General features: G+C 38.5%; 21 protein-coding genes and 1 tRNA gene. 14 read left to right on the top strand and 8 right to left on the bottom strand.

Features of this window, described 5'->3' with window-relative positions; all coding sequences use genetic code 11:
* Nucleotides 1–16: 16 nt before the first annotated feature.
* The gene (locus AB1Z56_RS15990) at nt 17–1,363 is read right to left on the bottom strand and encodes a Gfo/Idh/MocA family protein (RefSeq protein ID WP_309366272.1); all 1,347 of its coding nucleotides are present in this window, start codon (nt 1,361–1,363) and stop codon (nt 17–19) included.
* A 231-nt stretch (nt 1,364–1,594) separates the two neighbouring features.
* On the opposite strand from AB1Z56_RS15990, the gene AB1Z56_RS15985 reads away from it, so the two are divergent.
* Together AB1Z56_RS15985 and AB1Z56_RS15980 are read left to right on the top strand one after the other, a co-directional pair.
* Nucleotides 1,595–2,701 (top strand): phosphotransferase enzyme family protein, encoded by a 1,107-nt coding sequence (locus AB1Z56_RS15985; RefSeq protein ID WP_309366274.1) that lies wholly within the window; start codon nt 1,595–1,597, stop codon nt 2,699–2,701.
* Between the two features lie 80 nt (nt 2,702–2,781).
* Nucleotides 2,782–3,426 (top strand): carbohydrate-binding family 9-like protein, encoded by a 645-nt coding sequence (locus AB1Z56_RS15980; protein WP_313268621.1) that lies wholly within the window; start codon nt 2,782–2,784, stop codon nt 3,424–3,426.
* Nucleotides 3,427–3,449: 23 nt separating this feature from the next.
* On the opposite strand, the gene AB1Z56_RS15975 is transcribed toward AB1Z56_RS15980, so the two are convergent.
* Entirely contained in the window at nt 3,450–3,788 is a 339-nt protein-coding gene (locus AB1Z56_RS15975; protein WP_088162808.1) for a DUF2853 family protein, read from the bottom strand.
* Between the two features lie 226 nt (nt 3,789–4,014).
* On the opposite strand from AB1Z56_RS15975, the gene AB1Z56_RS15970 reads away from it, so the two are divergent.
* From AB1Z56_RS15970 to AB1Z56_RS15935, 8 genes are all read left to right on the top strand, one after another.
* Nucleotides 4,015–4,263, top strand: a complete 249-nt coding sequence (locus AB1Z56_RS15970) for a type B 50S ribosomal protein L31 (protein ID WP_046671774.1) — start codon at nt 4,015–4,017, stop codon at nt 4,261–4,263.
* A 78-nt stretch (nt 4,264–4,341) separates the two neighbouring features.
* Nucleotides 4,342–5,508 (top strand): putative sugar nucleotidyl transferase, encoded by a 1,167-nt coding sequence (locus AB1Z56_RS15965; RefSeq protein WP_426789631.1) that lies wholly within the window; start codon nt 4,342–4,344, stop codon nt 5,506–5,508.
* Between the two features lie 11 nt (nt 5,509–5,519).
* Nucleotides 5,520–6,287, top strand: a complete 768-nt coding sequence (gene tpiA, locus AB1Z56_RS15960) for a triose-phosphate isomerase (protein WP_426789630.1) — start codon at nt 5,520–5,522, stop codon at nt 6,285–6,287.
* Between the two features lie 9 nt (nt 6,288–6,296).
* A complete protein-coding gene (gene prmA, locus AB1Z56_RS15955) occupies nt 6,297–7,136 on the top strand; it encodes a 50S ribosomal protein L11 methyltransferase (protein ID WP_309366282.1) in 840 nt (279 codons plus the stop codon).
* A gap of 7 nt (nt 7,137–7,143) precedes the next feature.
* A complete protein-coding gene (locus tag AB1Z56_RS15950) occupies nt 7,144–8,514 on the top strand; it encodes a Mur ligase domain-containing protein (RefSeq protein ID WP_426789629.1) in 1,371 nt (456 codons plus the stop codon).
* A gap of 66 nt (nt 8,515–8,580) precedes the next feature.
* Nucleotides 8,581–8,910 (top strand): helix-turn-helix domain-containing protein, encoded by a 330-nt coding sequence (locus AB1Z56_RS15945; protein ID WP_070566095.1) that lies wholly within the window; start codon nt 8,581–8,583, stop codon nt 8,908–8,910.
* Between the two features lie 137 nt (nt 8,911–9,047).
* Nucleotides 9,048–10,820: a peptide MFS transporter gene (locus tag AB1Z56_RS15940; protein ID WP_309366286.1), complete on the top strand. Its 1,773-nt coding sequence runs from the start codon at nt 9,048–9,050 to the stop codon at nt 10,818–10,820.
* Between the two features lie 54 nt (nt 10,821–10,874).
* Nucleotides 10,875–12,362: a peptide MFS transporter gene (locus tag AB1Z56_RS15935; protein WP_293903883.1), complete on the top strand. Its 1,488-nt coding sequence runs from the start codon at nt 10,875–10,877 to the stop codon at nt 12,360–12,362.
* Between the two features lie 54 nt (nt 12,363–12,416).
* Here AB1Z56_RS15935 and AB1Z56_RS15930 read toward each other — a convergent pair whose 3' ends face one another.
* Nucleotides 12,417–13,409, bottom strand: coding sequence for an acyl-ACP desaturase (locus tag AB1Z56_RS15930; protein WP_309366289.1), 993 nt, complete (start codon nt 13,407–13,409; stop codon nt 12,417–12,419).
* Nucleotides 13,410–13,599: 190 nt separating this feature from the next.
* Between AB1Z56_RS15930 and AB1Z56_RS15925 the strand changes: the two genes are divergently transcribed.
* On the top strand, nt 13,600–14,823 hold the full coding sequence (locus AB1Z56_RS15925) for a cysteine desulfurase (protein ID WP_309366291.1): 1,224 nt from the start codon (nt 13,600–13,602) through the stop codon (nt 14,821–14,823).
* A 12-nt stretch (nt 14,824–14,835) separates the two neighbouring features.
* Nucleotides 14,836–15,255 (top strand): SufE family protein, encoded by a 420-nt coding sequence (locus tag AB1Z56_RS15920; protein WP_070566085.1) that lies wholly within the window; start codon nt 14,836–14,838, stop codon nt 15,253–15,255.
* Between the two features lie 79 nt (nt 15,256–15,334).
* Here AB1Z56_RS15920 and AB1Z56_RS15915 read toward each other — a convergent pair whose 3' ends face one another.
* The 4 genes from AB1Z56_RS15915 to AB1Z56_RS15900 all read right to left on the bottom strand — a co-directional run bounded on the left by AB1Z56_RS15915 (nt 15,335) and on the right by AB1Z56_RS15900 (nt 18,095).
* The gene (locus tag AB1Z56_RS15915) at nt 15,335–16,156 is read right to left on the bottom strand and encodes a VOC family protein (RefSeq protein ID WP_426789628.1); all 822 of its coding nucleotides are present in this window, start codon (nt 16,154–16,156) and stop codon (nt 15,335–15,337) included.
* A 23-nt stretch (nt 16,157–16,179) separates the two neighbouring features.
* Nucleotides 16,180–17,109, bottom strand: coding sequence for a DUF1801 domain-containing protein (locus tag AB1Z56_RS15910; protein WP_426789627.1), 930 nt, complete (start codon nt 17,107–17,109; stop codon nt 16,180–16,182).
* Between the two features lie 8 nt (nt 17,110–17,117).
* Nucleotides 17,118–17,546: a DUF1801 domain-containing protein gene (locus tag AB1Z56_RS15905; protein WP_426789626.1), complete on the bottom strand. Its 429-nt coding sequence runs from the start codon at nt 17,544–17,546 to the stop codon at nt 17,118–17,120.
* A 96-nt stretch (nt 17,547–17,642) separates the two neighbouring features.
* Entirely contained in the window at nt 17,643–18,095 is a 453-nt protein-coding gene (locus tag AB1Z56_RS15900) for an SRPBCC domain-containing protein (RefSeq protein WP_293903896.1), read from the bottom strand.
* A gap of 274 nt (nt 18,096–18,369) precedes the next feature.
* On the opposite strand from AB1Z56_RS15900, the gene AB1Z56_RS15895 reads away from it, so the two are divergent.
* Entirely contained in the window at nt 18,370–20,268 is a 1,899-nt protein-coding gene (locus AB1Z56_RS15895; RefSeq protein ID WP_426789625.1) for an alpha-L-fucosidase, read from the top strand.
* 399 nt (nt 20,269–20,667) lie between these two features.
* Nucleotides 20,668–22,068 (top strand): AcvB/VirJ family lysyl-phosphatidylglycerol hydrolase, encoded by a 1,401-nt coding sequence (locus AB1Z56_RS15890; RefSeq protein WP_309366299.1) that lies wholly within the window; start codon nt 20,668–20,670, stop codon nt 22,066–22,068.
* Nucleotides 22,069–22,570: 502 nt separating this feature from the next.
* On the opposite strand, the gene AB1Z56_RS15885 is transcribed toward AB1Z56_RS15890, so the two are convergent.
* Nucleotides 22,571–22,643: transfer RNA gene (locus tag AB1Z56_RS15885), tRNA-Lys, on the bottom strand.
* Nucleotides 22,644–22,841 lie beyond the last annotated feature (198 nt).

Below are 22,841 nucleotides of genomic sequence, written 5' to 3'. Positions count from 1 at the left end.
AAGAATGTTTTTTCAATTACATTCCACTGTCATCCAACATAAAAGTATTTTTCTTGGTTTTCCATTTTCCTTTTGTGAAATCAGGGAATTCCAACGTTTTATTTCCTTTTGCAATAGACTCGGTAGATAATGGGAATACAGCACTCATGGTTACTGAATCATACACGTCAATTGGAGTCTGTACCTTTTGTTTTACAGCCTGAATGAACGCATTGAATACAAACCAGTCCATGCCACCATGACCAGAACCGTTCGCTACCTCTTCATATTTTTGCCAGATTGGGTGATCGTATTTCTTTACCCATTCGTCTGCAGAATCCCAAGTGTGTGGTTTGGATTTACCCTCGATGTGAATACCTTTGGCAACATCCATCCAAATACCGTCTGTTCCTTGGACGCGGAAACCGATAGAGTAAGGTCTTGGCAAGTGTGTATCATGCGTTAATAACATGGTTTCTCCATTTGCACATTGTAACATCGTTTGTGTGATATCACCATTTTTGTAATTGATCTTACCGTTAGGGTGTCCAGGGGAAACTTTATTGACATAGGCTGCCAATCCACGGGCTTTACTTGAGTACGAAGTGATATGAGTGAATCTATTGCCCTTATTGATATCTGCAAATTGCATTATTGGACCTAAACCGTGTGTAGGGTATAGGTCACCATCTTGGTCGATATTGAACTGTGTACGCCATTGTGCCTCAGAAATCGCTTTCGGACCATATTCAACGCCATGGCCATAATACGCTTTTCCGTCATTGAATAATACCTCGCGTAAATCGTGTTGATAACCGCCTTCCAGGTGCAACAATTCACCAAATAGTCCTTGTCTGTGCATATTCAATACAGCAAGTACATCACGACGAAATGCAACATTTTCTAGGGTCATGTAAGGCTTTCCGGTTTCTTCGGATACTTTCACAATATCCCAGTGATCTTGTAGCGTTAGACCTGCAATAACTTCGCAACCTACGTATAGCCCAGCTTTCATTGCGTCAATAGCTTGGTTTTTGTGGAATTGCCAAGGTGTTGCGATAATGACAGCATCTAATTTTTCATTGCTTAACATCTTTTTGTAAGCATCAACTCCACCAGTATACTCTTTTGGAAGTTTAGTCCCTTTTGCATTGAATTGTTTACGGCATTGTGCTAGAGATTCTTCTTGGGTGTCACAGACAGCCACAATTTCTAGATCATCTCTGTTTAGGGCAATTTGAACGTGATTACGTCCTCTAAGGCCTACGCCAATAAAACCGATTTTTATTTTTCCATTCGTTTGGGCAAATAATTCTGTACTTGAAAGGACACCGATTCCAGCTGTAGTGATGGCAGTCGATTTTATGAAATTTCTTCTATCCATTGTTTTGAGATATAAGGAGTTTGTATATTAGTTATTTACTTGTTTGAAAACAGTCCTTAAGACTGGCTACTATTAACAAATATATTATTTCATTTGGGATAAATGAAAGTGCAAACGTTTGCTTAATTTCATTAAATTTCATGCAAACGTTTGATTGAAATAAAAATTATCATTTATTAATTCAATTTGTGATATTGCAAGCACATTGATGATTTAAAAAAAAATAGTTTAATGTCTGATTTTAACCAATTAGTAGTAGAGAGCGCAGCAAAACAATTCACATTAGAAGGAGATATCATTTCAGTGCAACCGTTTGGTTCTGGTCATATCAATGATACTTATCGTGTAGTTACTACTGTAGATAGCGGTATATCGCATTTATTACAACGTATTAATCACCATGTTTTTCCGAACGTGGATGGATTAATGCATAATATCGAGATTGTCACCAAGCACCTTAGTAAGAAAGTTAAAGTCGCTGAAGGAAAAAGAATCAGCGATCATGTATTGACAATTGTCCCTACTAAAGATGGGAAATTATATATAAAAGATAGTCAGGATAATTATTGGCGCATGTTTATCCTTATAGAGGATACGAAAAGCTATGATATTGTAGAGACTGAAGTACAAGCAGCTGAAGGTGGCCGTGCTTTTGGTTTGTTTCAAAAGCAGCTATCGGATTTAGATGCTTCATTGATCGTTGAGGTACTTCCTAACTTTCATAATATAGAGTTTAGACTTGAAAATCTTCGAAAGGCGATTGCTAAAGATGTCTGTCAACGCGTCGAGTCAGTAAAGGACAAATTGGATTTTATTTTTAGTCGCGAAGATCGAATGAAAACCATTCTTGAGCTTGGTAGTAAGGGTGAACTTCCGCTGCGTATTACACATAATGATACCAAGTTTAATAATGTGCTCTTAGATCGCCACGATAAGATGCAATGTGTGATCGATTTAGATACAGTCATGCCAGGCTATGTGGCATACGACTTTGGAGATGCTATTCGGACGATTATTAATCCCGTTGCCGAGGATGAGAAGGATGTTTCGAAAATTCTGCTAAATCTTGCTTTATATAAGGCCTATGCCGAAGGTTATTTGGAGGAAGCTAATGACTTCTTGACAACTTTGGAGAAAGAAACATTAGTAGATGGAGCCTTCTTGTTGCCCTATATGCAAGGCGTACGTTTCTTAACGGACTATTTGGAAGGAGATCATTACTACAAGACTAAATATGAGGACCATAATCTGGTGCGTACAAACACGCAACTGAAATTGGTTGAAGAGATGGAAAAGAATGAAGCATTTATGCGGAAGGTAGTTTTTGATTGCATTTAACAATTTTATACCTTTAATCATATTGAGAAGCTTCCATCGCGTAGATGAAGCTTCTTTTTTCTGTAAAAAAAAATATTCGAATGAAAAAACTAACCATTTTGCCTATCGCAGCGGAGCTGACCAATACACTTGACTATAATACCTTGTCGAAGCTCTTGAGCAATCTTGAATCGCATTCGCTGGAGTTTAATAATTGGAGTGAATCTTTCCCGTATAAACCTGAGGTACAATTTAGAATTGGCTATACCCAAGAGTATCTTGTATTGCAATATGATGTCGTCGAAGAACAACTTCGGGGTAATTATTCTGAAACAAATCAAAATGTATGGGAAGATAGTTGTGTGGAGTTCTTTATTTCATTTGATGGACGTAAGCATTATTATAACCTGGAATTTAATCTAATTGGAACAGGCTTGATCGGTTATGGGCCGGCCGAGAAGACTAGTAGAAACCGGTTAGATACTACAACGATAGAACAGGTGCGTACTTACTCTTTAATTGAGCGCAATGGTGCCGATAAACGATGGAGTATGATTGAGGTTATTCCACTTGCTGTATTTCAGTTTGACGATCTTGTAGACTTGAAAGGTAAACTGATACATGGAAATTTTTATAAATGTGGTGATCATCTCAAACAACCACATTTTATTTCTTGGAATAAAATAGAAAACCCAACTCCTAACTTTCATCTCCCTGAGTTTTTTGGAGAAATGGTCTTTGGTTAGGAGTTGAGTGGAAAAGTTGATGCTTATTGGTAAACAGATTCTTTTTTGAATTTCTTTGCCAATAAAGCATATACTAATACACGGTATTTATTTTTATTGGATTTGCCAATAGCGGTAATCACTTCCTCTAGTGCCTTGTCTAAATCGGGCCCATCTTTTAGGCCTAATTTTTTGATCAAAAAATTTTGTTTGACCCGGTTAAGTTCTTCGGGATCTGATGCAGCGACGGTTTCGGAGTCTGCATTGTAAATGGAAGGTCCTATTCCTTTTGTTACTTTCGCAATAAATGCTTCATCTAATGATAAGCCTAGCTTTTTTGATTCTGCAACATATGCAGCAATTTTTTCATCTAATTTGCTCATAATTATGTAAGTGATTTAATTGTAGTAAGTTAAGTTAGGTAAAAAAGTCGATAAACAAAATTATTCTTTGGGTTAGGATAAAGATTGTTACATTTGTACCCTTGATAAGTGCTGTTAACTGAAATGTGGAAAATTTCGACTAATTATTCTTCGTAATTGTTGTAAGTTACATTTTTATAAGTTATCTTTGCACCTCAATAATTGAATATACGTAATCATAATAATAATGAAAAAAGATTTGCATCCTTCAAATTACAGATTAGTTGTATTTAAAGATATGTCAAATGACTATGCTTTTATTACAAAATCTTGTGTTGATACAAAAGAAACTATTACATGGGAAGACGGAAATGAGTATCCAGTTGTAAAATTAGAGATTTCTCATACATCACACCCTTTCTATACAGGTAAAATGAAATTGGTTGATACTGCTGGTCGTATCGACAAATTCCGTAACCGTTACAACAAAAAATAATTGTAGCAGATCTGTATATTACAATATTAAGAACTCGATAAATATAATTTGTCGGGTTTTTTTTGTTATTTTTAATTTGTGAAAATCTTCTTTACAGATTGCTTTGATTCGATCCAATTGGTGGATAAGCTTAGCTCCCCATTAACTACTTTTGATAGAAAGAGTCTTTATCCATTTACTTTCCTGAAATCTTGTTTGGACCTTCGGGTTGGTATATTGACTTTACGGGAGAAATGGCAAAAATTAGCTTTAAAATTTGATGTCCACTTTGTTGCCACCCATGCGGATGAGGAGGGGCTTATTTGGTTGTCTGAGAACGTTATTCCGTCAGTCGCCTTATTGCAGCTTATACAGCGCTTGCGTGTGGGAGAAGTCCTTGTACAGGACGGATATGTTTTAGCTTATTGTTATACGCGTACGGGCTCTTGTCATGTACAAGAGGCTGATATACCCGTGGATCTATTAAATGGGGTAGAAGATCTGTTTTTGCTCACAGGAGTTGAAATAACACATGATTTCAATCTTTTGGTACAAGGTATTCAGTCTTCCAGTATATCTGTGACCAATCAATTGTTGGGTACTGACCTTTATGTAGCTGATCGTGTTAGCATGGAATGTGCTACGCTCAATACCCTACAAGGTCCCATATATATCGATGAAGATGTTACAATTATGGAAGGGGCACATTTGCGTGGTCCGTTATACCTTGGTAAAGGATCTGTTGTAAAAATGGGCGCCACGATTTATGGTAATGTTTCGATCGGGAAGCAGAGTGTCATCGGAGGAGAGATTGGAAATTCGGTTATTGGTGATTTTTCTGCCAAAGGGCACCATGGTTATCTAGGTTGCTCGGTGATAGGTGATTGGTGTAACTTAGGGGCTGGCACCTCCAATTCCAATTTGAAGAATAACTTAAAGACCGTTTCAATTTACGATTATGCATTGGATGGTGTTCGGGATACAGGTCTTTTAAAATGCGGAGCCTTTATTGGAGACTATACTCGCCTTGGTATCAACTCGGCTTTAAATACAGGAACAGTAATTGGAATTGCAAGCATGCTAGCAGATACAAGTTTTTATGCTAAATTTGTACCGTCATTTGCTTGGGTGTTTGACGGAGGTGCTCAGACTTATGAATTTGATAAGTTTATGGCATATTTGGAGACGCTGTATGCATCAAAAGGGGAAGAGCTCACTGAGCAGATTAAAAATAAATTGAATCAACTTAACAAAAAATATAATTAAATCGTAAAATCATGCGTAAAAAAATCGTAGCTGGTAATTGGAAAATGAATTTAGACTATCAATCAGGATTGAGCTTGTTTTCTGAAATTATCAATATGGCCAAAGATGAAGTGATTGGAAACCAAGAACTGGTTGTTTGCAGTCCATTTATTCATTTGTCAAGTCTTGGACAACTGTCTAAAAATGTTGCGAATGTAAATATTGGTGCTCAGAATATTCACCAAGCGGAGTCTGGTGCCTATACAGGTGAGATTTCGGCGTCACAAGTGAAATCAGTAGGTGCTTCACATGTTATTTTAGGTCACTCTGAAAGACGTGCTTATTTTGGTGAAACTGATGCATTGTTGGCATCTAAAGTGGATATTGCATTAAAACATGATTTAACACCAATATTCTGTATTGGAGAAACAAGAGAAGAACGCGAATCTGGAGCTTTCTTTGATGTGATCAAAACACAATTGAAAGATGGATTGTTCCACTTGTCTAAAGAAGCTTTTGCATCTGTGGTATTGGCATATGAGCCAGTTTGGGCGATCGGTACTGGCTTGACAGCTAGCCCTGAGCAAGCACAGGAGGTTCATAAATTTATCCGCGAGGTACTAGCTGACCAATATGGTCAAGAGATCGCCGATAATACAAGTATTCTGTATGGAGGGTCTTGTAATCCAGGTAATGCAAAAGATTTGTTTGCGCAAGCCGACATCGATGGTGGTTTGATTGGAGGGGCTTCTTTAAAATCGAGAGATTTTATTGATATCGCTAAAGTATTTAACGGCTAATTTTTAGAAATGAAATACGTAGAGGTTATCTTTCAAATGCGATCAGGTGAAGAATGGCAGAAGGATTTGTTGATATCTGATTTAGCTGATATTGGCTTTGATACTTTTGAAGATACCGAATCTGGATTTGCAGCTTATATTTCAGCTGCAAATCTTGACCTGCAAGCACTAGAAACGTTGATGCTTCAACCTTATGAAGGCCTAGAGGTCGATTATAAGATACAGGAAATAGAAAACCAGAATTGGAATAAATTGTGGGAAAGCAATTTCAACCCAATAGAGGTGGGGGGGCAATGCTATGTGCGTGCAACTTTTCATGAGTCAAAACCTGAGTATCCATACGAAATCATTATAGATCCCAAGATGTCTTTTGGCACTGGTCATCACCAGACAACTTCGATGATGCTTCAGTATATTTTGGAGAATGATTTTATTGGCAAGCAGGTTTTAGACATGGGTTGCGGTACAGGTATCCTGGCCATCTTGGCATCAAAAAAAGGAGCGAATTCTGTATTGGCTGTGGATTATGATGAGATATGTGTTGAAAGTGTGATCGAAAATAGGGTACTCAATCATGTTGAGCATATCGAGGCACTCTGTGGATCTTACGAAGTATTAGCAGGTCGGGTCTTTGATGTGATTTTGGCAAATATTAACCGTAACATTCTTTTAGAACAATTGCCTCAGTATGCCTTGAGCATTCATACAGGGGGTGAGCTTTACCTAAGTGGTTTCTATGAGCAGGAAGATTTAGCAATCTTAAGCGATGCAGCGACTACATTAGGTTTTGAGTTTATCTCCAATAAAGTTTTAAATAATTGGTGTGCAGCCAAGTTTGTGAAGCGATAATTTAGCTATGCGGATTCATTTTATAGCAATAGGTGGTAGTGTGATGCATAACCTTGCTATTTCATTGGCAAAACAAGGGCATCAAGTGACCGGTTCTGACGATCAGATCGTAGAGCCTTCCCGTTCTCATTTGATTGAAGCAGGATTGCTTCCTAATCAATTGGGGTGGTTTGAGGAAAAAGTGACGGAGGATATTGATGCTGTGATCTTGGGCGCCCACGCTCAGGTAGATAATCCTGAATTAAAGCGGGCCCAGGATTTAGGTCTTAAAATTTATTCTTTTCCAGAATTTATACAAGAGCTTTCACAGGATAAAATCCGGGTGGTTATCGCTGGAAGTTACGGTAAGACAACCATAACGAGTATGGTGATGCATGTTATGCGATTTCTAGGAAAAGAATTTGACTATTTGGTAGGGGCTCAATTAAGAGGCTTTGATAAGTTGGTCGATATTACTAAACATAATAAGATTATTATTATCGAAGGAGATGAATATGTTTCATCCAAGATTGATCCGAAGTCTAAGTTTTTGTATTATAAACCGAATATAGCTTTAATTTCGGGTATTGTATGGAATGAGTTTAACTCGAAAATATCACAAGAGGAATATATTAAACAATTTGAAGATTTTATTGACTCAATTCCGCCTAAAGGTACCTTAATTTATAATAAGGAAGACGTTGTGTTACAGAAGGTTCTTCAAGATACGAAAGATTGTAAGATCAATAGACATGGCTATAAGATTCCTGATTATACAATTAATAAGGGGGTAACTTATATCAGTACACCGGATGGTGATGTTCCACTGCAAGTGTTTGGTAAGCACAACCTATCTAATATTGCGGGGGCGTATACGATCTGCGAATGGTTGGGGATCAAAAAGAAAGAGTTCTTTGAGGCTATAAAAAGTTTTAATACTTCGATTCGGTATTTGGAGTTTGTTGCAAGCTCGGAGGGATCTGTGGTTTATCAGGATTATGCCTGTAATGCGGATAAAGTGAAGTCAAGTATTCACGCCGTGAAAGAGCAATTTCCTAATCAGAAATTGGTCACAATTATCGAATTAAACTCGTATGATAGTTTAGATTCATCGTTTTTGTTACAATATGCAAACTCGATGAAAAAGTCGGATGTCTCTGTGGTCTACGTGAATATAAATTCCTGTAAAGAACTTAATAAAGATATCGAAAGTGTCCCAAATAATATTAAGGATAATTTTAATAATCCTGATTTAGAGGTTGTTGTGAGTCTAGATGGGCTCTATTCATTTTTAGATGGTGTCAAATCAAAAGGCTACAATTTACTTCTTATGAGTTTAAATAATTATAATGGGGTTAATTTGTCTGTGCTCGCTGATCGATTTTTTAGAGATTTTTAGAGAAAAAATTATAATTTAATGTAAATTAAATTGTAATTTATTATTTTTGTTTAAAATATCTACCAGATGAATGCATTAGGAAAAAAAATCAGATTACTTAGACACCAAAAGGGGTGGAGTCAAGAGGATGTTGCAAAACGATTGGATATCTCAATCCCAGCATTTTCTAAAATTGAAACAGGGATTACAGATGTGAATTTGTCTCGCCTGAATCAAATCTCAAAATTATTCAATTTGACGGTTGTTCAACTTTTATCTACTTCAGATTCTGAAGAAGATAAAGAGTATGTAAACGAGGTGAATGCTTTGACGCAAAAATTACAACAACGCGATGGCGAAGTAATTGAATTGCAGAAAAAGGTTATTGATCTTTATGAGCAATTGCACAAAAGATAAGGCATATTAAAATTGTTACCGAAAAGGCAATCCAAAGGGTTGCCTTTTTTTGTTTATGCAACTTTATTTTGGTCAAAAGTGATTTTGTTTTTGTTTCTTTGTAAGTATTTTATCAAAAAAATAAAGGTTGATTATTTATGGGGAGATTAAACGGGGATATTGCGACTAGCCCGTCGACTGATTTTTTTAAGTCAAATGTATTGGGACAGCGTTCAGGGCTCTTTGTCCTTTTCTTTACTGAAATGTGGGAGCGTTTTTCGTTCTACGGGATGCGTGTACTCTTAATGCAGTTTTTAACTGCTGCGGTTATTCAAGGTAGTCCTTTCTCGGGATGGTCCTGGACTGCACAACAAGCGGGAGCACTTTATGGAACCTATGCCATGATGCTCTATTTAACTCCTATTCTAGGAGGAATTATAGCGGATAAATATATTGGATCACGTAAAGCTGTGATCATCGGTTCGGCGATTATGACGCTTGGCCATGCTGCAATGGCCTTTGATACTTCCATTATGTTTTTTCTGGGTTTGATCTGTTTAGTTATTGGAACAGGTTTTTTCAAGCCCAATATGCCTTCTATCTTAGGGGAGATGTATAAAGATCTACCTGAGAAAAAAGATGGAGCTTATACCATATTCTACATGGGGGTTAATGCTGGCGCTTTCTTCGGTATGATGCTATGTGGATATATTGCCGAAACTTATGGTTGGCATTGGGGATTTGGCTTGGCTGGTATCTTTATGCTTTTGGGAACACTGCAGTTTGTTTTTGCAAAACCGCTCATGGGAAATCTCGGTGTTTTAAATAAGTCTACCTCAGGGGAACATAAAGTTATCGCTGAGGATACGGATACTAGAAATCCATTTACCATACGGGATTATGTATTGATCGCGATAGTTTCTATTATTGGTTTTGTATACGCTTTCAATGATCCTTTGTCTAAGAACGGTATTGTTGATGTGTTTTCTGGTTTGGATACACCGTTTCTTAGAGGTCAATATATCATGGTCATTGTGGCGTTGATTCTCTTCATATATCTTATTGTGACACGGATTATGCGTTATGATAAGGTTGTAAGGGATCGGATGTTTGCGGTGGTGTTGCTAGCGTTTTTCTTGGTCTTCTTTTTTATGAGCTTTGAGCAAGGGGCAACTTCGTTGGTTCTTGTGGCTAGAGATAATATTGATAGATCACTTACTGGTGCTGCATTGACGACCTTTAATGTGGTAAATGGTTTATTGACGATTGTACCGCTTTCGATTATCTCTTGGGTTCTGATTAAATTGGCAAAAGTAACCTGGAACAAAATTGCCATTTCAAATATCGTATTGTTTATCTGTTTTGGGTTGATCTGGGGAGCAGTAATCTGGATGTTGTACAATGAATTCAATAAAGAAGCATCAGAAATTAAAGTCTCCTGGTTTTCGATCCTCAACTCATTTTTTATCATTGCACTTGCCTCCTCGGTATCCAAAATTTGGGAGTCCAAATATAACCCATCGGCAGCCTTTAAATATGGCTTTGGTTTGATCTTGGTGGCGATAGGATTTTTGATTATTGGATTGGGATCTATGGGAATAAGTCAAGGGGCTAAAATCTCGATGGTATTTTTGGTGCTGACCTATTTGTTCCATACATTGGGCGAATTATTTATTTCACCTGTAGGTCTTTCTTACGTATCCAAATTGGTGCCGGCTCGCATGCTCGCATTTATGTTTGGAATCTGGTATTTGGCGATTGCTATTGCACAGAAGGTTGCGGCCGTATTGGGAGGACAAGTGGAGACCATTCAAGAGGAACACTCCTTGAGTTACTTCTTCTTCTTATTTACCGCAATTCCTGCCCTAGCAGGCCTGTTAGTAATGCTGTTTAATCCATTGATTAAACGATTGATGCACGGAATTAAATAACAAATATATAAGCTTCTTTTACGAAAGAAGCTTTTTTGATTAATATAAATTAGTATGGAGGTTAGTACAAGGGAATCGCTAGAAGAGATTCAAAATTTTGAGGGAAAGTACCCAAAGCAATTATGGTATTTATTTACCATCGAGATGTGGGAGCGATTTTGTTTTTATGGCATGCGGGGTGTTTTGGTCATTTTTATGACAGATCAACTTGGATTGTTTGAAAAAGATGCCAATCTAAAATATGGCGCAATACAGGCTTTTATATATGCGTTTACGTTCATAGGAGGGATTTTTGCGGATAAAATTTTAGGATTTAAAAAATCCCTAATCTTTGGAGGATTAATTATGGCAATTGGTAATCTTATCATTGCTTATAATCCCCATGATCTTTTTTATTTCGGTATTACCTGCTCTATTATTGGTACAGGCTTCTTTAAACCCAATATTTCTTCTATGGTAGGCGAGCTTTATAAAGAAGGAGATGTGCGTCGTGATGCAGGATACGGGATGTTTTATGCTGGAATTAATATTGGTGGATTATTAGGTGGGGCATTGTGTATCTATTTGGGAAAAAACTATTCCTGGAGCCTATGTTTTCTAGCTGCTGCAATCGTGATGATCATTGGATTAGTTACCTATTTTCTAATTCGGAGATCGATCGCACCAATAGGAAATTCCCCATTGGCTCATAACTCAAAATCTTCTCGTACAATAAAGGAAAGTTTGGTTATTGCAGGTGCTATTGTTATGTTACCGATTATTTATATACTCATTCATAATAGTAATTTTACGGATTATTTTATGTATGGAATTGGTATCGCTGCTATTGCGTATTTGGGCTTTGAGTTAACCAAATTGAATAATAGTTACCGAAAGAAAGTTATTGCCGCTTTGATTTTCATTATTATGTATTTAATTTTTAATACGATTTATGAGCAAAGTGGTGGATCCCTTTCATTATTTGCGAAGGATAATCTAGTGGATAATCTACTTTTCTTTAAAATAGATCCTAATATTATCAATAATAGTTCGAATTCTTTTTTCATTATTATTTTTAGCCCTTTAGTAGGTCTGTTGTGGGTATGGCTTGCTAAGAAGAAATTAGAACCGAATACGATCATTAAATTTGGAATTGGATTTTTATTTTTGGCTTTGGGCTTTTTCCTTTTTTACTCCCTGAGATTTTTTGCAGATGCAGATGGAAAGTCATCTTTAAATTTATTCACTTTTACTTGGTTGATTATCACCTTTGGTGAACTTTGTTTGGGACCTATTGGAATGTCCATTATCACGAAGCTATCTCCACAACGTTTGTTTGGTATGATGATGGGCATGTGGTTTTTGGCAAGTGCTTATGGACAGTTTTTCGCCGGTAAAATTGGAGCTGAAATGTCCGAAGCAAATACCGGAGGAACACTATCATCCAAGTTGGTGGCTTATACGGATGGCTATAAAACTTTAGGGATATCTGCCTTGATTGCTGGAGTGATATTAATTCTCTTCTCCTCATTGGTGAAAAAATTAATGCAGGAGGTACGCTAGTTCATAAAATTAGATATAAAAAAAGCTTGATTATTAAATCAAGCTTTTTTTATATTAATAAATCCATTTGAATTTATAATCTTTTTCTGGAACCTTCATTCGATCAGCCAGTCTAGCCAAACGATCTGGTAGTTTTAGTAGATAATCTCTCGCTTTCTCACCCTTATCATTCAGGCCAGTAACTTGATCTATTTTCCATTCACTGTTTAGCTCTTTCAAGATATCGACGTAGTCCAAAGCAGTATATACGCCCAATCGTTGGGCTGCGTCTGAGAAATGTGCAAATGCCTCTCCTTGGGGCTCACCTGCTTCTCTTAAGAACTGGGCTGGCATAACGATTTTTTTACGCATCATATCCTCAAATGCAATCATGACTTCACTCGGGTCTACGGTGATTGCTTTTGAAATAAAAGACATATAGGCTTTCGCATGACGTGCTTCGTCAGCTGCGATGACACCACACATTTTTGCCAAAAGTTTATCACCGCTTTTTTTGGAAAGACCAGATACACGACGATGGGAAACGTTGGTAGCTAATTCCTGAAATGAAGTATAAATAAAATTCCGGTAAGGGTCTGCACCAGTACCGATATCAAAACCATCTTGAATAAGATATTGTGTGGACATTTCAAATTGACGCATGTCTATTCTACCCGACAAATAAAGATATTTGTTCAATAGGTCACCGTGACGGTTTTCTTCAGCAGTCCAAGCGCGTACCCATTTCATCCATCCACCTTGCTCGTTTTTGTTAACGTCTTCTACCATGGTCAACCATGATTCGTACGTTGGAAGGGCCTCTTCGGTAATGGTGTCTCCAACTAATACTGCGACCAAATCATAAGAGAGTTCTTTTGCACTTTCCTGCAACTCTTTTACTTCCTCAAAAAAAGTGTCCCTAGAAGAATCTGGAAGAAAATCGGCAGGTTGCCACATGTCTTCAACAGGCTTCAGGTATTCGCTCATCTCATTGAGCATGAACGGTTCCAAATAGGTCATCACTTCTTTACGTGAGCCTTCTGGTAAATTTAGAGGTAATTCTTGCATATCATTACAAAGGTAACTAAATAGCATCAATAAATTATAAAAGCTAACTATAATTGTTTAAAATGCCAAAAATTACTTTTTTGGCTGAGGATACCTTATAAAACCGATATTGATAATGACATAAAAAACAGATTGGCCACCCCGTATTCGATAAAATACTATTAACTTTGTATAAATTATTTAGAAGACGTTGGAAAAATTTAATATAGATAAAATACGTGCCGATTTCCCGATTCTGAAGAGAGAGGTGAATGGTAAACCACTGGTTTATTTGGATAACGGCGCGACTACACAGAAGCCGAGTTCTGTTATCAATTCGATTGTACATTATTATACAGATATGAATAGTAATGTGCATCGGGGCGTACATTATCTTAGTCAGATATCGACGGACGCCTTTGAGGTAACCCGAAAAAAAGTTCAGGCTTTTATCAATGCTGCTGAAGATAAGGAAATCATTATCACGAAAGGAACGACAGATGGGATCAATCTCATTGCAACCTGTTACGGAAGAGCTTTCATTCATGCGGGAGATGAGATCATTATCTCTGCAATGGAACATCACTCTAATATTGTGCCTTGGCAGATGCTTTGTGATGAAAAGGGCTGTAAAATTCGGGTCATTCCGATGAACGACAAAGGTGAGCTTGATATGGATGCTTACAGCAATTTGTTTAATGAGAAAACCAAATTAGTTGCTGTAACCTATGTTTCAAACTCCCTGGGGACAATCAATCCTGTGCGTGAGATGATTTCAATTGCTCACCGACATGGTGCTGTTGTTTTAGTCGATGCTGCGCAGGCTGTTCAACATATACAGATTGATGTTCAAAAACTTGATGTAGATTTTCTGGTATTTTCCGGACATAAAATGTATGGTCCTACAGGAGTAGGTGTTTTATATGGTAAAGAGGACTTATTGAACGCGATGCCACCTTATCAAGGTGGTGGAGATATGATTAAAGAGGTTACTTTTGAAAAAACAACCTATAATGAATTGCCGTTTAAATTTGAGGCCGGTACGCCTAATATTGAGGCCGGTATCTGTTTGAATGAGGCCATCGATTATATCAATTCAATAGGTCTGGAAAATATAGAGGCCTACGAACATGATTTGTTGCAGTACGCTACGGAGAAGTTGGCTGAAATTCCAGGCATGCGGTTCATTGGAACGGCTGAGCAGAAATGTTCTGTTATTTCATTTGTCATTGATGGCACGCATCCCTATGACGTTGGTGTGATCTTGGATAAATTAGGAATCGCTGTACGTACAGGCCACCATTGTGCCCAACCTGTCATGGATAGGTTTGGCATCCCGGGAACTATTCGTGCTTCTTTAGCCGTATATAATACAAAAGAGGAAATAGATATTTTGGTCGCCGGTATCCAACGCGCGGTCAATATGTTGGTTTAATAAAAAATAGGTATGACCATTAATGAAATACAGGATGAATTAATTGAGGATTTTGCTTTCTTTACAGATTGGATGGAAAAATATGAGTACATCATCCAACTGGGAAAAGAAGTGCCTCTAATTGATGAACAATACAAAACAGATGAATATATCATCAAAGGATGTCAGTCCAAAGTATGGCTTTTCCCGGAAATAAAGGATGGAAAAGTGTATTTTACCGCAGATAGCGATGCGATTATCACAAAAGGCTTGGTGAGTTTAATGGTCAAAGTACTATCTGGACATACCGCCAAGGAGATCGTTGATGCCGATTTATATTTTGTAGATAAAATAGGGCTGAAAGAACATTTGTCACCAACTCGGGCAAATGGTTTGCTATCCATGATTAAGCAAATGAAATTATACGCATTGGCATTGCAAGTGAAAGCATAAAAGGGGATGAATAATCCCCTTTTTTCTTAATACTATTTTAAAATAGCTGTTCTCCTCAAGTTTGAGAATCCTTTTGAAATTATCCAATGAGCTCCTGGATAATGATCTTTTTCATTTTCATGAGCGCTTCATTTGCCCCCGGTCGCTGTAGTAATGTTGCAATTTGTTCGGGTACGATCTGCCAGCTTAGGCCGAATTCGTCTTTGCACCAGCCACACATGCTCTCTTTGCCTTTCTTCGTGATATTATTCCAGAAATAATCAATTTCCTGCTGATCTTTACAGAGAATAGTGAGTGAAATACCTTCGTTAAAGGTGAAAGTTTGGAGAACACCGCTATCCATTGCCATGAGTGTAAAATCCCGGACTAAAAATTGGGTATGTTGGATTGAGCCGATATATTCACCTTCTGTGTATTTCATGATCCCATTGCTTCGAAAATCATGAAATAATTCTGCATAAAATGCTAACGCTTGTTCGCAATTTCCTTGTTGCTCTCCGCAATACATTAGCGTCGGTACAATTGCCTGTTGGTTGGTATCGCTCAGTTTACCGAGGTATAATTGCCAATTGACGCCAAACTTATCGGCCAGCCAGCCGTAGTAAGGGCTCCAAGGGTAGGAGTTTAAAGGCATTAAGGTGTTGCCATCCACGGCAAGTGAATTCCAGATACGATCAATTTCCTCTTTGCTTTCGCAAATGACCATAAATGATATGGATGGGTTGGGTTTGAATATAGGACCTCCATTTATTCCAATAAATTTCACACCGCTTAGGGCAGCTTCAACAACGATGGGAGAGCTGTTGCTAATATGGCTTCCAGGGAAGGTACCAGCGTATAGATCAAAGGCTTCCTGCGCGTTTTGATCGAACCAAATGGATGGGATAATTGAATTATTCATCGTTTTTTTGTTTTAGCGTTCACCTATTTGTATTTGTCGTTCAAGCCCTTTTTAGCGAGGACCAACGGCTTAATTTTTTCAATACGGGATTGTTTCGTTTTTTCTTGCTTGGCCTCATCGATGTACTCGATGTATTCTTTCTGTTTTCCTGGTGTTAAAGCCTGGAAACTTTCTGCAAAGGTGGGATCCGTCTGCAGAGCTTCCAATAATAGACCAGTAGGGGCCTTCGTTGGAGATTTTGTTGGTTTGAGCTCTTTTCCAGCGTCAATGGTTTGGATGGATTCTTGGATATATTTGGCTATTTTTTCAGTATCCATATCCTTAACGTCTTCAAAGCGCCATTGCCGTAATGCTTTCGTTTTTCCTTCGGAGGCACTGATGAGGTGTTTATCCCGATCGGTTAAGAATACACCATTATAAAACCAGAGGGAGAAGAAATTTTTAAAACCACCCCAACCAATAACATTTTTTCCTTTATGCGTATAGATATAGCTCCCCCATTTGAATTCCTTTTTTAAGGACGTTTGCTGGATTATCTGCTGCATGAGTTCTTCAGCCTCCTGCCAGTTCCCTCGGCTTTGGTACCAATTGGGGCCTTGTTTATCTTTAAGTTTATCAATATTAAAATTGACAATATCGGTAATTATTTGTGTTGGAATCGGTTGATCCAAGGGAATTTGTATCGCACCTTTTGTGGTTTTAAAATTTTTGAGGTCCGTAATGAAGTGCTCGATAGCAGCAGGTCCTGGATATAGGCCCAAATGGTTTTTGTTCATTGCAAAATGGATGATATTACCCTTGTATCTGAAGGTAGGCATTTGATAGGAGATCGTTTCATCTGCAGAAGGAGGGACTAGGCCAGCGATAAGCTGTCTCACCTTGATCAGATATTCTTTTTTCTCCCCGTCAAATTGATTGATATATTCGTCTATTGTTGCGAAGCTCGTTGCCATAATTTGTGTTATTCTTTGATTCTCGTATAGGTATTTTCGATAAACTGTATCGTTTCGGACATAAGTTGATGGAGTATCTCTATATTGATGTCGCTTAATCTTTTGATGTATATGCAGGCTTTGCCTATTTTGAACTTGCCCAACTGGTCCACTAGATGCCGCTGTTCATCTCCACCACTGTACACGTAAAGGGAAATCGCCGATTTTCGTGGACTGAATCCAAGCAGGGGGGCATTGCCTTCATGCCCGCTTGCATACTTATAATGATATTGTCCGAATCCGATAATGGATGATCCGAACATCTTTGCTGGTTCACCGGTTGCGGTTGCCATCAGTTTTATAAGTGCTGTGCTATCCATTTGTTTTTGTGGGTCGTCAACTGTTTTTATAAAGTCTTGGACAGATGCTTCGGTATATGCCGTTTTATTTTGTGCCATTATAATTGAACGCTACGAAAAGTCTTCCTATAATTTTAATAGATCTATGCGAGGATCTTGAAATGCAATATTGTCGTTGATTATGTTTTGCAGCGACTATTTTTGGAACATAAAATCAAAGGCTCCCGTTCTCAGATTAATATCATATTCAAGATATGCTTTCAGACATGCGAGAAAGTTGGCCCAACCCTCGGTTTGCCGCATCATAATTAAAATGCCTTCTGCATCATTGTTCATCTCATGTTCGGTAATCTTTACAATAGTAGAGTTTTCTCCAAATGTAGATAATACAATTTCCACCAATTGATTCGGGAGTCCACCGCTCCAATCAAAGGAAATATAGGCGTCTAGGTTGATCGTTTTTCCGGTGACAGGAAAACTATCCGGGAACTCAGGAAATGTCCACTCGACCGTTTTATCAGTCTCTAACCGTCCGGTTGACGATTTTATAAAATAGTGGTTCATCTTAGTGGGATCTACGATTGCCTCAAAAACTTCGTTGATAGGTTTCTGAATCTGTATACTTGCTTTTGCGGTTAACTTTTCCATAATGATTGAATTAAAGTTTCAGACAAATATTCAATAAATAGTAATAGCTTGTATCAGTTGCTATAAAATATTTGCACAGTTTTAAAGATCTCTCTTTAAGTGTCTTTGCCATCTTAAGTAAACAGTCGATTGGAGAATAGGTTTTCCTTGTAGCAATTGGGATCAATATTTCCTCCAAAATGAACAATTTGTACACTTGTCGAATCGTACTTTATGTTACTTTTGATAGAATTCAATCGGAATAACTCTTATTGCGATCCATAAAACCGACATTATGTTTAAAATAAAGTACTTCTTTTTTTTTCTGCTTTCTTCGGTAACAATTGTTTCCATAGCGCAGACTAAAAATGTAAATGAGGGTAACGAAGCTGCGAATATGTTTAATGATGCTACTGTACGTGATAAAAATGCACTAACGGAAGCTGAAAATGGCTGGTGGAAACAAGCGGCTAGCACGAGGGAGCAACGTGTCAAGAGATGGAAAGAAGCAACATTTGGTATGTTTGTTCACTGGGGTGTTTATTCGCAGTATGGTAATATATGGAAAGGAAAACAAGGCGGTGGTTATGCTGAGCATTTGATGCGCGTGATGAAAATCCCACGCCAGGAATATCTTGATTCTGCACGTCGATTTAATCCGCTAAAGTTTGATGCGGAGGAATGGGTGTTGTTGGCAAAGAATGCAGGCATGAAATATTTTATTATTACAGCCAAACATCATGATGGCTTTGCGATGTATCCCACCGCATTTTCAAGTGAATATTCATTAGTGAATACGCTATTTCAAAGAGATCCCTTAGCTGAGCTGGCTGCAGCTTGTCGTAAGCATGGACTTTTATTTGGGTTTTATTATTCGCATGCTTTCGACTGGGAACATCCCGATGCTCCGGGGAATGACTGGGATTATGATAACCCTGGGGGAGATAGATTGTTGGGCGGTGCAAATTGGTTCGACAAGCATCCTGATTGGTTAACGAAAGCTAAACGTTATGTGGATGAAAAAGCAATACCGCAGATTGAGGAGCTTATCCAAAGATATCACCCCGATTTATTGTGGTTTGACACACCGCATAAGTTGCCGCTGTCGGAAAATTTGAGGATACTCAAAGCTATTCGAATGACGGATCCTTCCATTGTTGTCAACGGTAGGTTGGCTCGTACGGAAGGCAAGAATTATGGCGACTATCTGAATACTGCAGATCGGCCAGAGGAATATTATCCGGTTTCTAACGGGGCTTATTGGGAAGCTATACCCACTACGAATGAATCTTATGGGTACTCTTCGACGGATAAAAGTCATAAATCTACAGCACATTTTATTAAGCTGTTAGCAAAGGCTACAGCAATGGGCGGGAACATTCTTATGAATATTGGGCCTAAGGGGGATGGAAGTATCGATGGTCCCGATGTTACCATCTTAAAGGGACTAGGTCAGTGGATGAAGGAGAATAGTGAAAGTGTTATTGCTGTTACACCATCCAAATTGCCTCGCCAGCCTTGGGGAGTCATTACACAAAGAGGATACATTTTATATCTCCATGTCTTTGAACGTCCTCAGCAGGGTGATTTGGTCGTTGGAGGGTTAACAGCCGATGTAAAATCAGTTTCCTTATTGTCCGGTAAAAAACTAGGAAAGTATACTTCCAAAGGAGACGGATTGCATATTTCAGTAAATCGAATTGACCCCCCTGAGGGAGATGAGGTTTTGGTCGTGGAACTGGGGAGTGATGCAGCGAATCCGAACAATAATGATTTAATCTATCTCGATCATAATATTTCCAACAACAGACTTTTAACATTTTACGCTAAGCAGATAGGTCAGCCAATGAAGTTTGGCGATGGTAAAAAAGATCGCTATTATGTTGCTGGATGGACTGGCTTAGACCAGGCTCTGGTATGGAATACATATGTGCTAACTGGTGGAAGGTTTAAGGTTTCTGTCAGATATGTAAAAGATATGGCGAATACAGGAGGGGATTTAAGTTTGACCGTAGGAGGGAAGCGCATCGATTTTGCGATCAACCCCGCTTCTCCTGTTGGTTCACATGGAAGTCAGCTCGAATTGGGAATTGTAAATTTGTCCAAAGGAGAGCAGAAGATCGAATTGAGGGCTAATCGTATTGAAGGAACTGAAATGGTGAAATTTTTGGAAGTAATATTGATTCCTAAATAAGATGAAAAGAGATTGGCTCAGCCGCCATGTTTACCCAGTTCATCCCTGAGCCTCTAAAGGATCAAACCCGGCCGACCATTCTTTCGAATCCTGATAATCTATAAACAAAACAGCTAATCTTGCGATTAGCTTTTCTTTTATGATCCCGCTGGGGTTTGCATCTAGTGCAAACCTTCCTGAAACTGCGGTAAGCGTCCCGCGACTCAGTAGCTGTCCGGAACACTACAGCCAGAACCACATCCCGCGACAATGACAAATCTGATCGCCTACATGATCTAGCCTGGTGCTATGTGGTACTTAGATAGCTCTAAGGTGAAATACCGTAGAAATATCTTTCATAATCCATTCGTATTTTATTAAATTACACTATTAAATATTAACCGCTATCGAAGGATTGCCATGGATCAAACCGCTAAAAGATCATCTCTTATTTTGTATTTCTTGATCATGTTGTTCTCGCAATGTGCCATCGCCCAACAGACTTTCTCCTATGGAAGTTTCGGCAAGCTAAGCATGTACGCCCCGAAAGGTAAACCCAATGCCTTGGTGTTATTTGTTTCTGGAGATGGAGGTTGGCAGTTTGGGGTAATCAATATGGCTAAATTTCTAGCTGCACAGGGGGCGCTCGTTGCGGGTATCGATGCTAAGCATTTTGCTGCTTCAATGGCACGTTCAAAAAAAGATTGTTATTATCCTGCCGCAGATTTTGAGCAACTCAGCATGGCCCTTCAAAAGAAATATAAGTTTGAAAGCTATCAGAAACCCATATTGGTAGGCTACTCCTATGGGGCAACGCTGGTCTATGGCTTGATTGCCCAGGCTCCAGCAGGGACTTTTCGTGGTGGGATTGCCTTAGGCTTCTGCCCTGATATCAATATTGCCAAACCACTCTGTAAGGGCAGTGGATTATCTTCCCATGTCTTAAAACCAGGGAAAAGTTATTATCTGGATCGTAGCGAAAAATTGGCAGCTCCGCTTTGGGTACTTAATGGTGTAAAAGATCAAACCTGTCCATTTAACGCTACGGCAGATTTTCTTAAAGGGATAGAAAACGTCCAATTGGTCACCTTGCCTAAAGTAGGGCATGGTTTCTCCATTGCCGATAGCTGGCTGCCTCAGTTCCGGATGGCTTTTCAAAAGTTGCAGGTGGCGGACCAGCCTACCCAAAATGCAGGCGCACTCAAAACGGATATGCCCATTGAGATACTGGAACCCAAGGGGTCTGTCAAGGAATTGATGTTTATGATCTCTGGTGATGGTGGCTGGACCAGTTTCGATAGGGAGTTGGCTAGTACTTTTATGACAAAGGGGATCAAAGTGATTGGTTTGGATGCACAGAAATATTTTTGGAATGCAAAAACTCCAGAGCAGACGACAAAGGAAGTAAGCGAGATCTTGACCTATTTTCAGGAAAGGGAACCCAATATTACGTTTTCGATCATGGGTTATTCTTTTGGAGCCTGTGTGATTCCCTTTATCGCCAACCGGTTGCCCGAAAAGTTGAAAAAAGCGACTACTGGGCTGGTTTTGCTATCGCCAGATGATCGGGCCGATTTTGAGATTCATGTGGCTGATATGCTAAGTTTTGGTGACAGTAGCGAACCTTATGATGTAGTAGCTGAGTTGAAGAAAGTAAGTCTGCGCAAATTGTGCATTTTTGGCCTCGGGGAAGATAGCGGGGTTGAAGCGAAGTTTAGAAATACAGGAGCACCTGTAGAAATCTTACCTGGAGGGCACCACTTTGATAACGATTACGAAGCCATTGTGGCAAAGGTAATCGGATCTATAGGGATCAAATAACCAAATTTAATCACATAGCGAATCTTATATGAGACTTTTACTTCAGGGTAAGGGTAATCATTATTATTTCAAGGAAATTCTTGCCTTTTTTGTGATTGCCACAATTGCCTGATTATTAAATAATCGAGATAAACATTAAAACTGATCTACCCTAATACCAATTTTCAATCAATTTTTAGACAGTGATCAGTCACTGGTTATTCAGTTGACACTGAGTGATCACTGAGTGATCACTGAGCAAGCACTGAACGATCACTGAACAAGCACTGAACAAGCACTGTCGTAAGGCATAGTTTGGTCACTATTTGATCCTAATTTGCTGTAGCTAAAAATTAAAAAGAAATAGGATTACGTTTACGTAAGAAAACGACTGTTGTTGTGGGGTAATAGGTCATTTTGGGATGGAGATTAACATGATCCGATCGAACCCTATCTATACTTCTTTCGGGCTCAAATACTGTTAAAACAAAAAAAGCCAATCGTAAGATTAGCTTTTCTTTTGTGATCCCGCTGGGATTCGAACCCAGGACCCATACATTAAAAGTGTATTGCTCTACCAGCTGAGCTACGGAATCCTTTCTGTTTTTGAAAGTGATGCAAAGGTAGAAAAATAAGTTATTTGTGCAAAATCTTTTTGTCTTTTTTGTTGATTAAAGTTGTAACTGTTTAAAAATTACTGAATTATTTTTTATTAAAAAAGCCTTTTAGAAAACTTGCGGATAGGATTGGTTCGTATAGAGGCTGTTTTTTGGAACGAGGAGGCGTATTTTTAA

Origin of the sequence: Sphingobacterium sp. WOUb80 (assembly GCF_050058145.1) — a bacterium.
In the GTDB taxonomy this organism is placed as follows: domain Bacteria; phylum Bacteroidota; class Bacteroidia; order Sphingobacteriales; family Sphingobacteriaceae; genus Sphingobacterium.
Note: the sequence above shows the minus strand (reverse complement) of the source record. Positions and strands in the feature narration are given on the sequence as shown.

Bases quoted from the DNA above. Each gene is read 5' to 3' on its own strand.
- AB1Z56_RS15990 (WP_309366272.1), bottom strand. From the start codon at position 1,363: ATGGATAGAAGAAATTTCATAAAATCGACTGCCATCACTACAGCTGGA.
- AB1Z56_RS15985 (WP_309366274.1), top strand. From the start codon at position 1,595: ATGTCTGATTTTAACCAATTAGTAGTAGAGAGCGCAGCAAAACAATTC.
- AB1Z56_RS15980 (WP_313268621.1), top strand. From the start codon at position 2,782: ATGAAAAAACTAACCATTTTGCCTATCGCAGCGGAGCTGACCAATACA.
- AB1Z56_RS15975 (WP_088162808.1), bottom strand. From the start codon at position 3,788: ATGAGCAAATTAGATGAAAAAATTGCTGCATATGTTGCAGAATCAAAA.
- AB1Z56_RS15970 (WP_046671774.1), top strand. From the start codon at position 4,015: ATGAAAAAAGATTTGCATCCTTCAAATTACAGATTAGTTGTATTTAAA.
- tpiA (WP_426789630.1), top strand. From the start codon at position 5,520: ATGCGTAAAAAAATCGTAGCTGGTAATTGGAAAATGAATTTAGACTAT.
- prmA (WP_309366282.1), top strand. From the start codon at position 6,297: ATGAAATACGTAGAGGTTATCTTTCAAATGCGATCAGGTGAAGAATGG.
- AB1Z56_RS15950 (WP_426789629.1), top strand. From the start codon at position 7,144: ATGCGGATTCATTTTATAGCAATAGGTGGTAGTGTGATGCATAACCTT.
- AB1Z56_RS15945 (WP_070566095.1), top strand. From the start codon at position 8,581: ATGAATGCATTAGGAAAAAAAATCAGATTACTTAGACACCAAAAGGGG.
- AB1Z56_RS15940 (WP_309366286.1), top strand. From the start codon at position 9,048: ATGGGGAGATTAAACGGGGATATTGCGACTAGCCCGTCGACTGATTTT.
- AB1Z56_RS15935 (WP_293903883.1), top strand. From the start codon at position 10,875: ATGGAGGTTAGTACAAGGGAATCGCTAGAAGAGATTCAAAATTTTGAG.
- AB1Z56_RS15930 (WP_309366289.1), bottom strand. From the start codon at position 13,409: ATGCAAGAATTACCTCTAAATTTACCAGAAGGCTCACGTAAAGAAGTG.
- AB1Z56_RS15920 (WP_070566085.1), top strand. From the start codon at position 14,836: ATGACCATTAATGAAATACAGGATGAATTAATTGAGGATTTTGCTTTC.
- AB1Z56_RS15915 (WP_426789628.1), bottom strand. From the start codon at position 16,156: ATGAATAATTCAATTATCCCATCCATTTGGTTCGATCAAAACGCGCAG.
- AB1Z56_RS15910 (WP_426789627.1), bottom strand. From the start codon at position 17,109: ATGGCAACGAGCTTCGCAACAATAGACGAATATATCAATCAATTTGAC.
- AB1Z56_RS15905 (WP_426789626.1), bottom strand. From the start codon at position 17,546: ATGGCACAAAATAAAACGGCATATACCGAAGCATCTGTCCAAGACTTT.
- AB1Z56_RS15900 (WP_293903896.1), bottom strand. From the start codon at position 18,095: ATGGAAAAGTTAACCGCAAAAGCAAGTATACAGATTCAGAAACCTATC.
- AB1Z56_RS15895 (WP_426789625.1), top strand. From the start codon at position 18,370: ATGTTTAAAATAAAGTACTTCTTTTTTTTTCTGCTTTCTTCGGTAACA.
- AB1Z56_RS15890 (WP_309366299.1), top strand. From the start codon at position 20,668: ATGGATCAAACCGCTAAAAGATCATCTCTTATTTTGTATTTCTTGATC.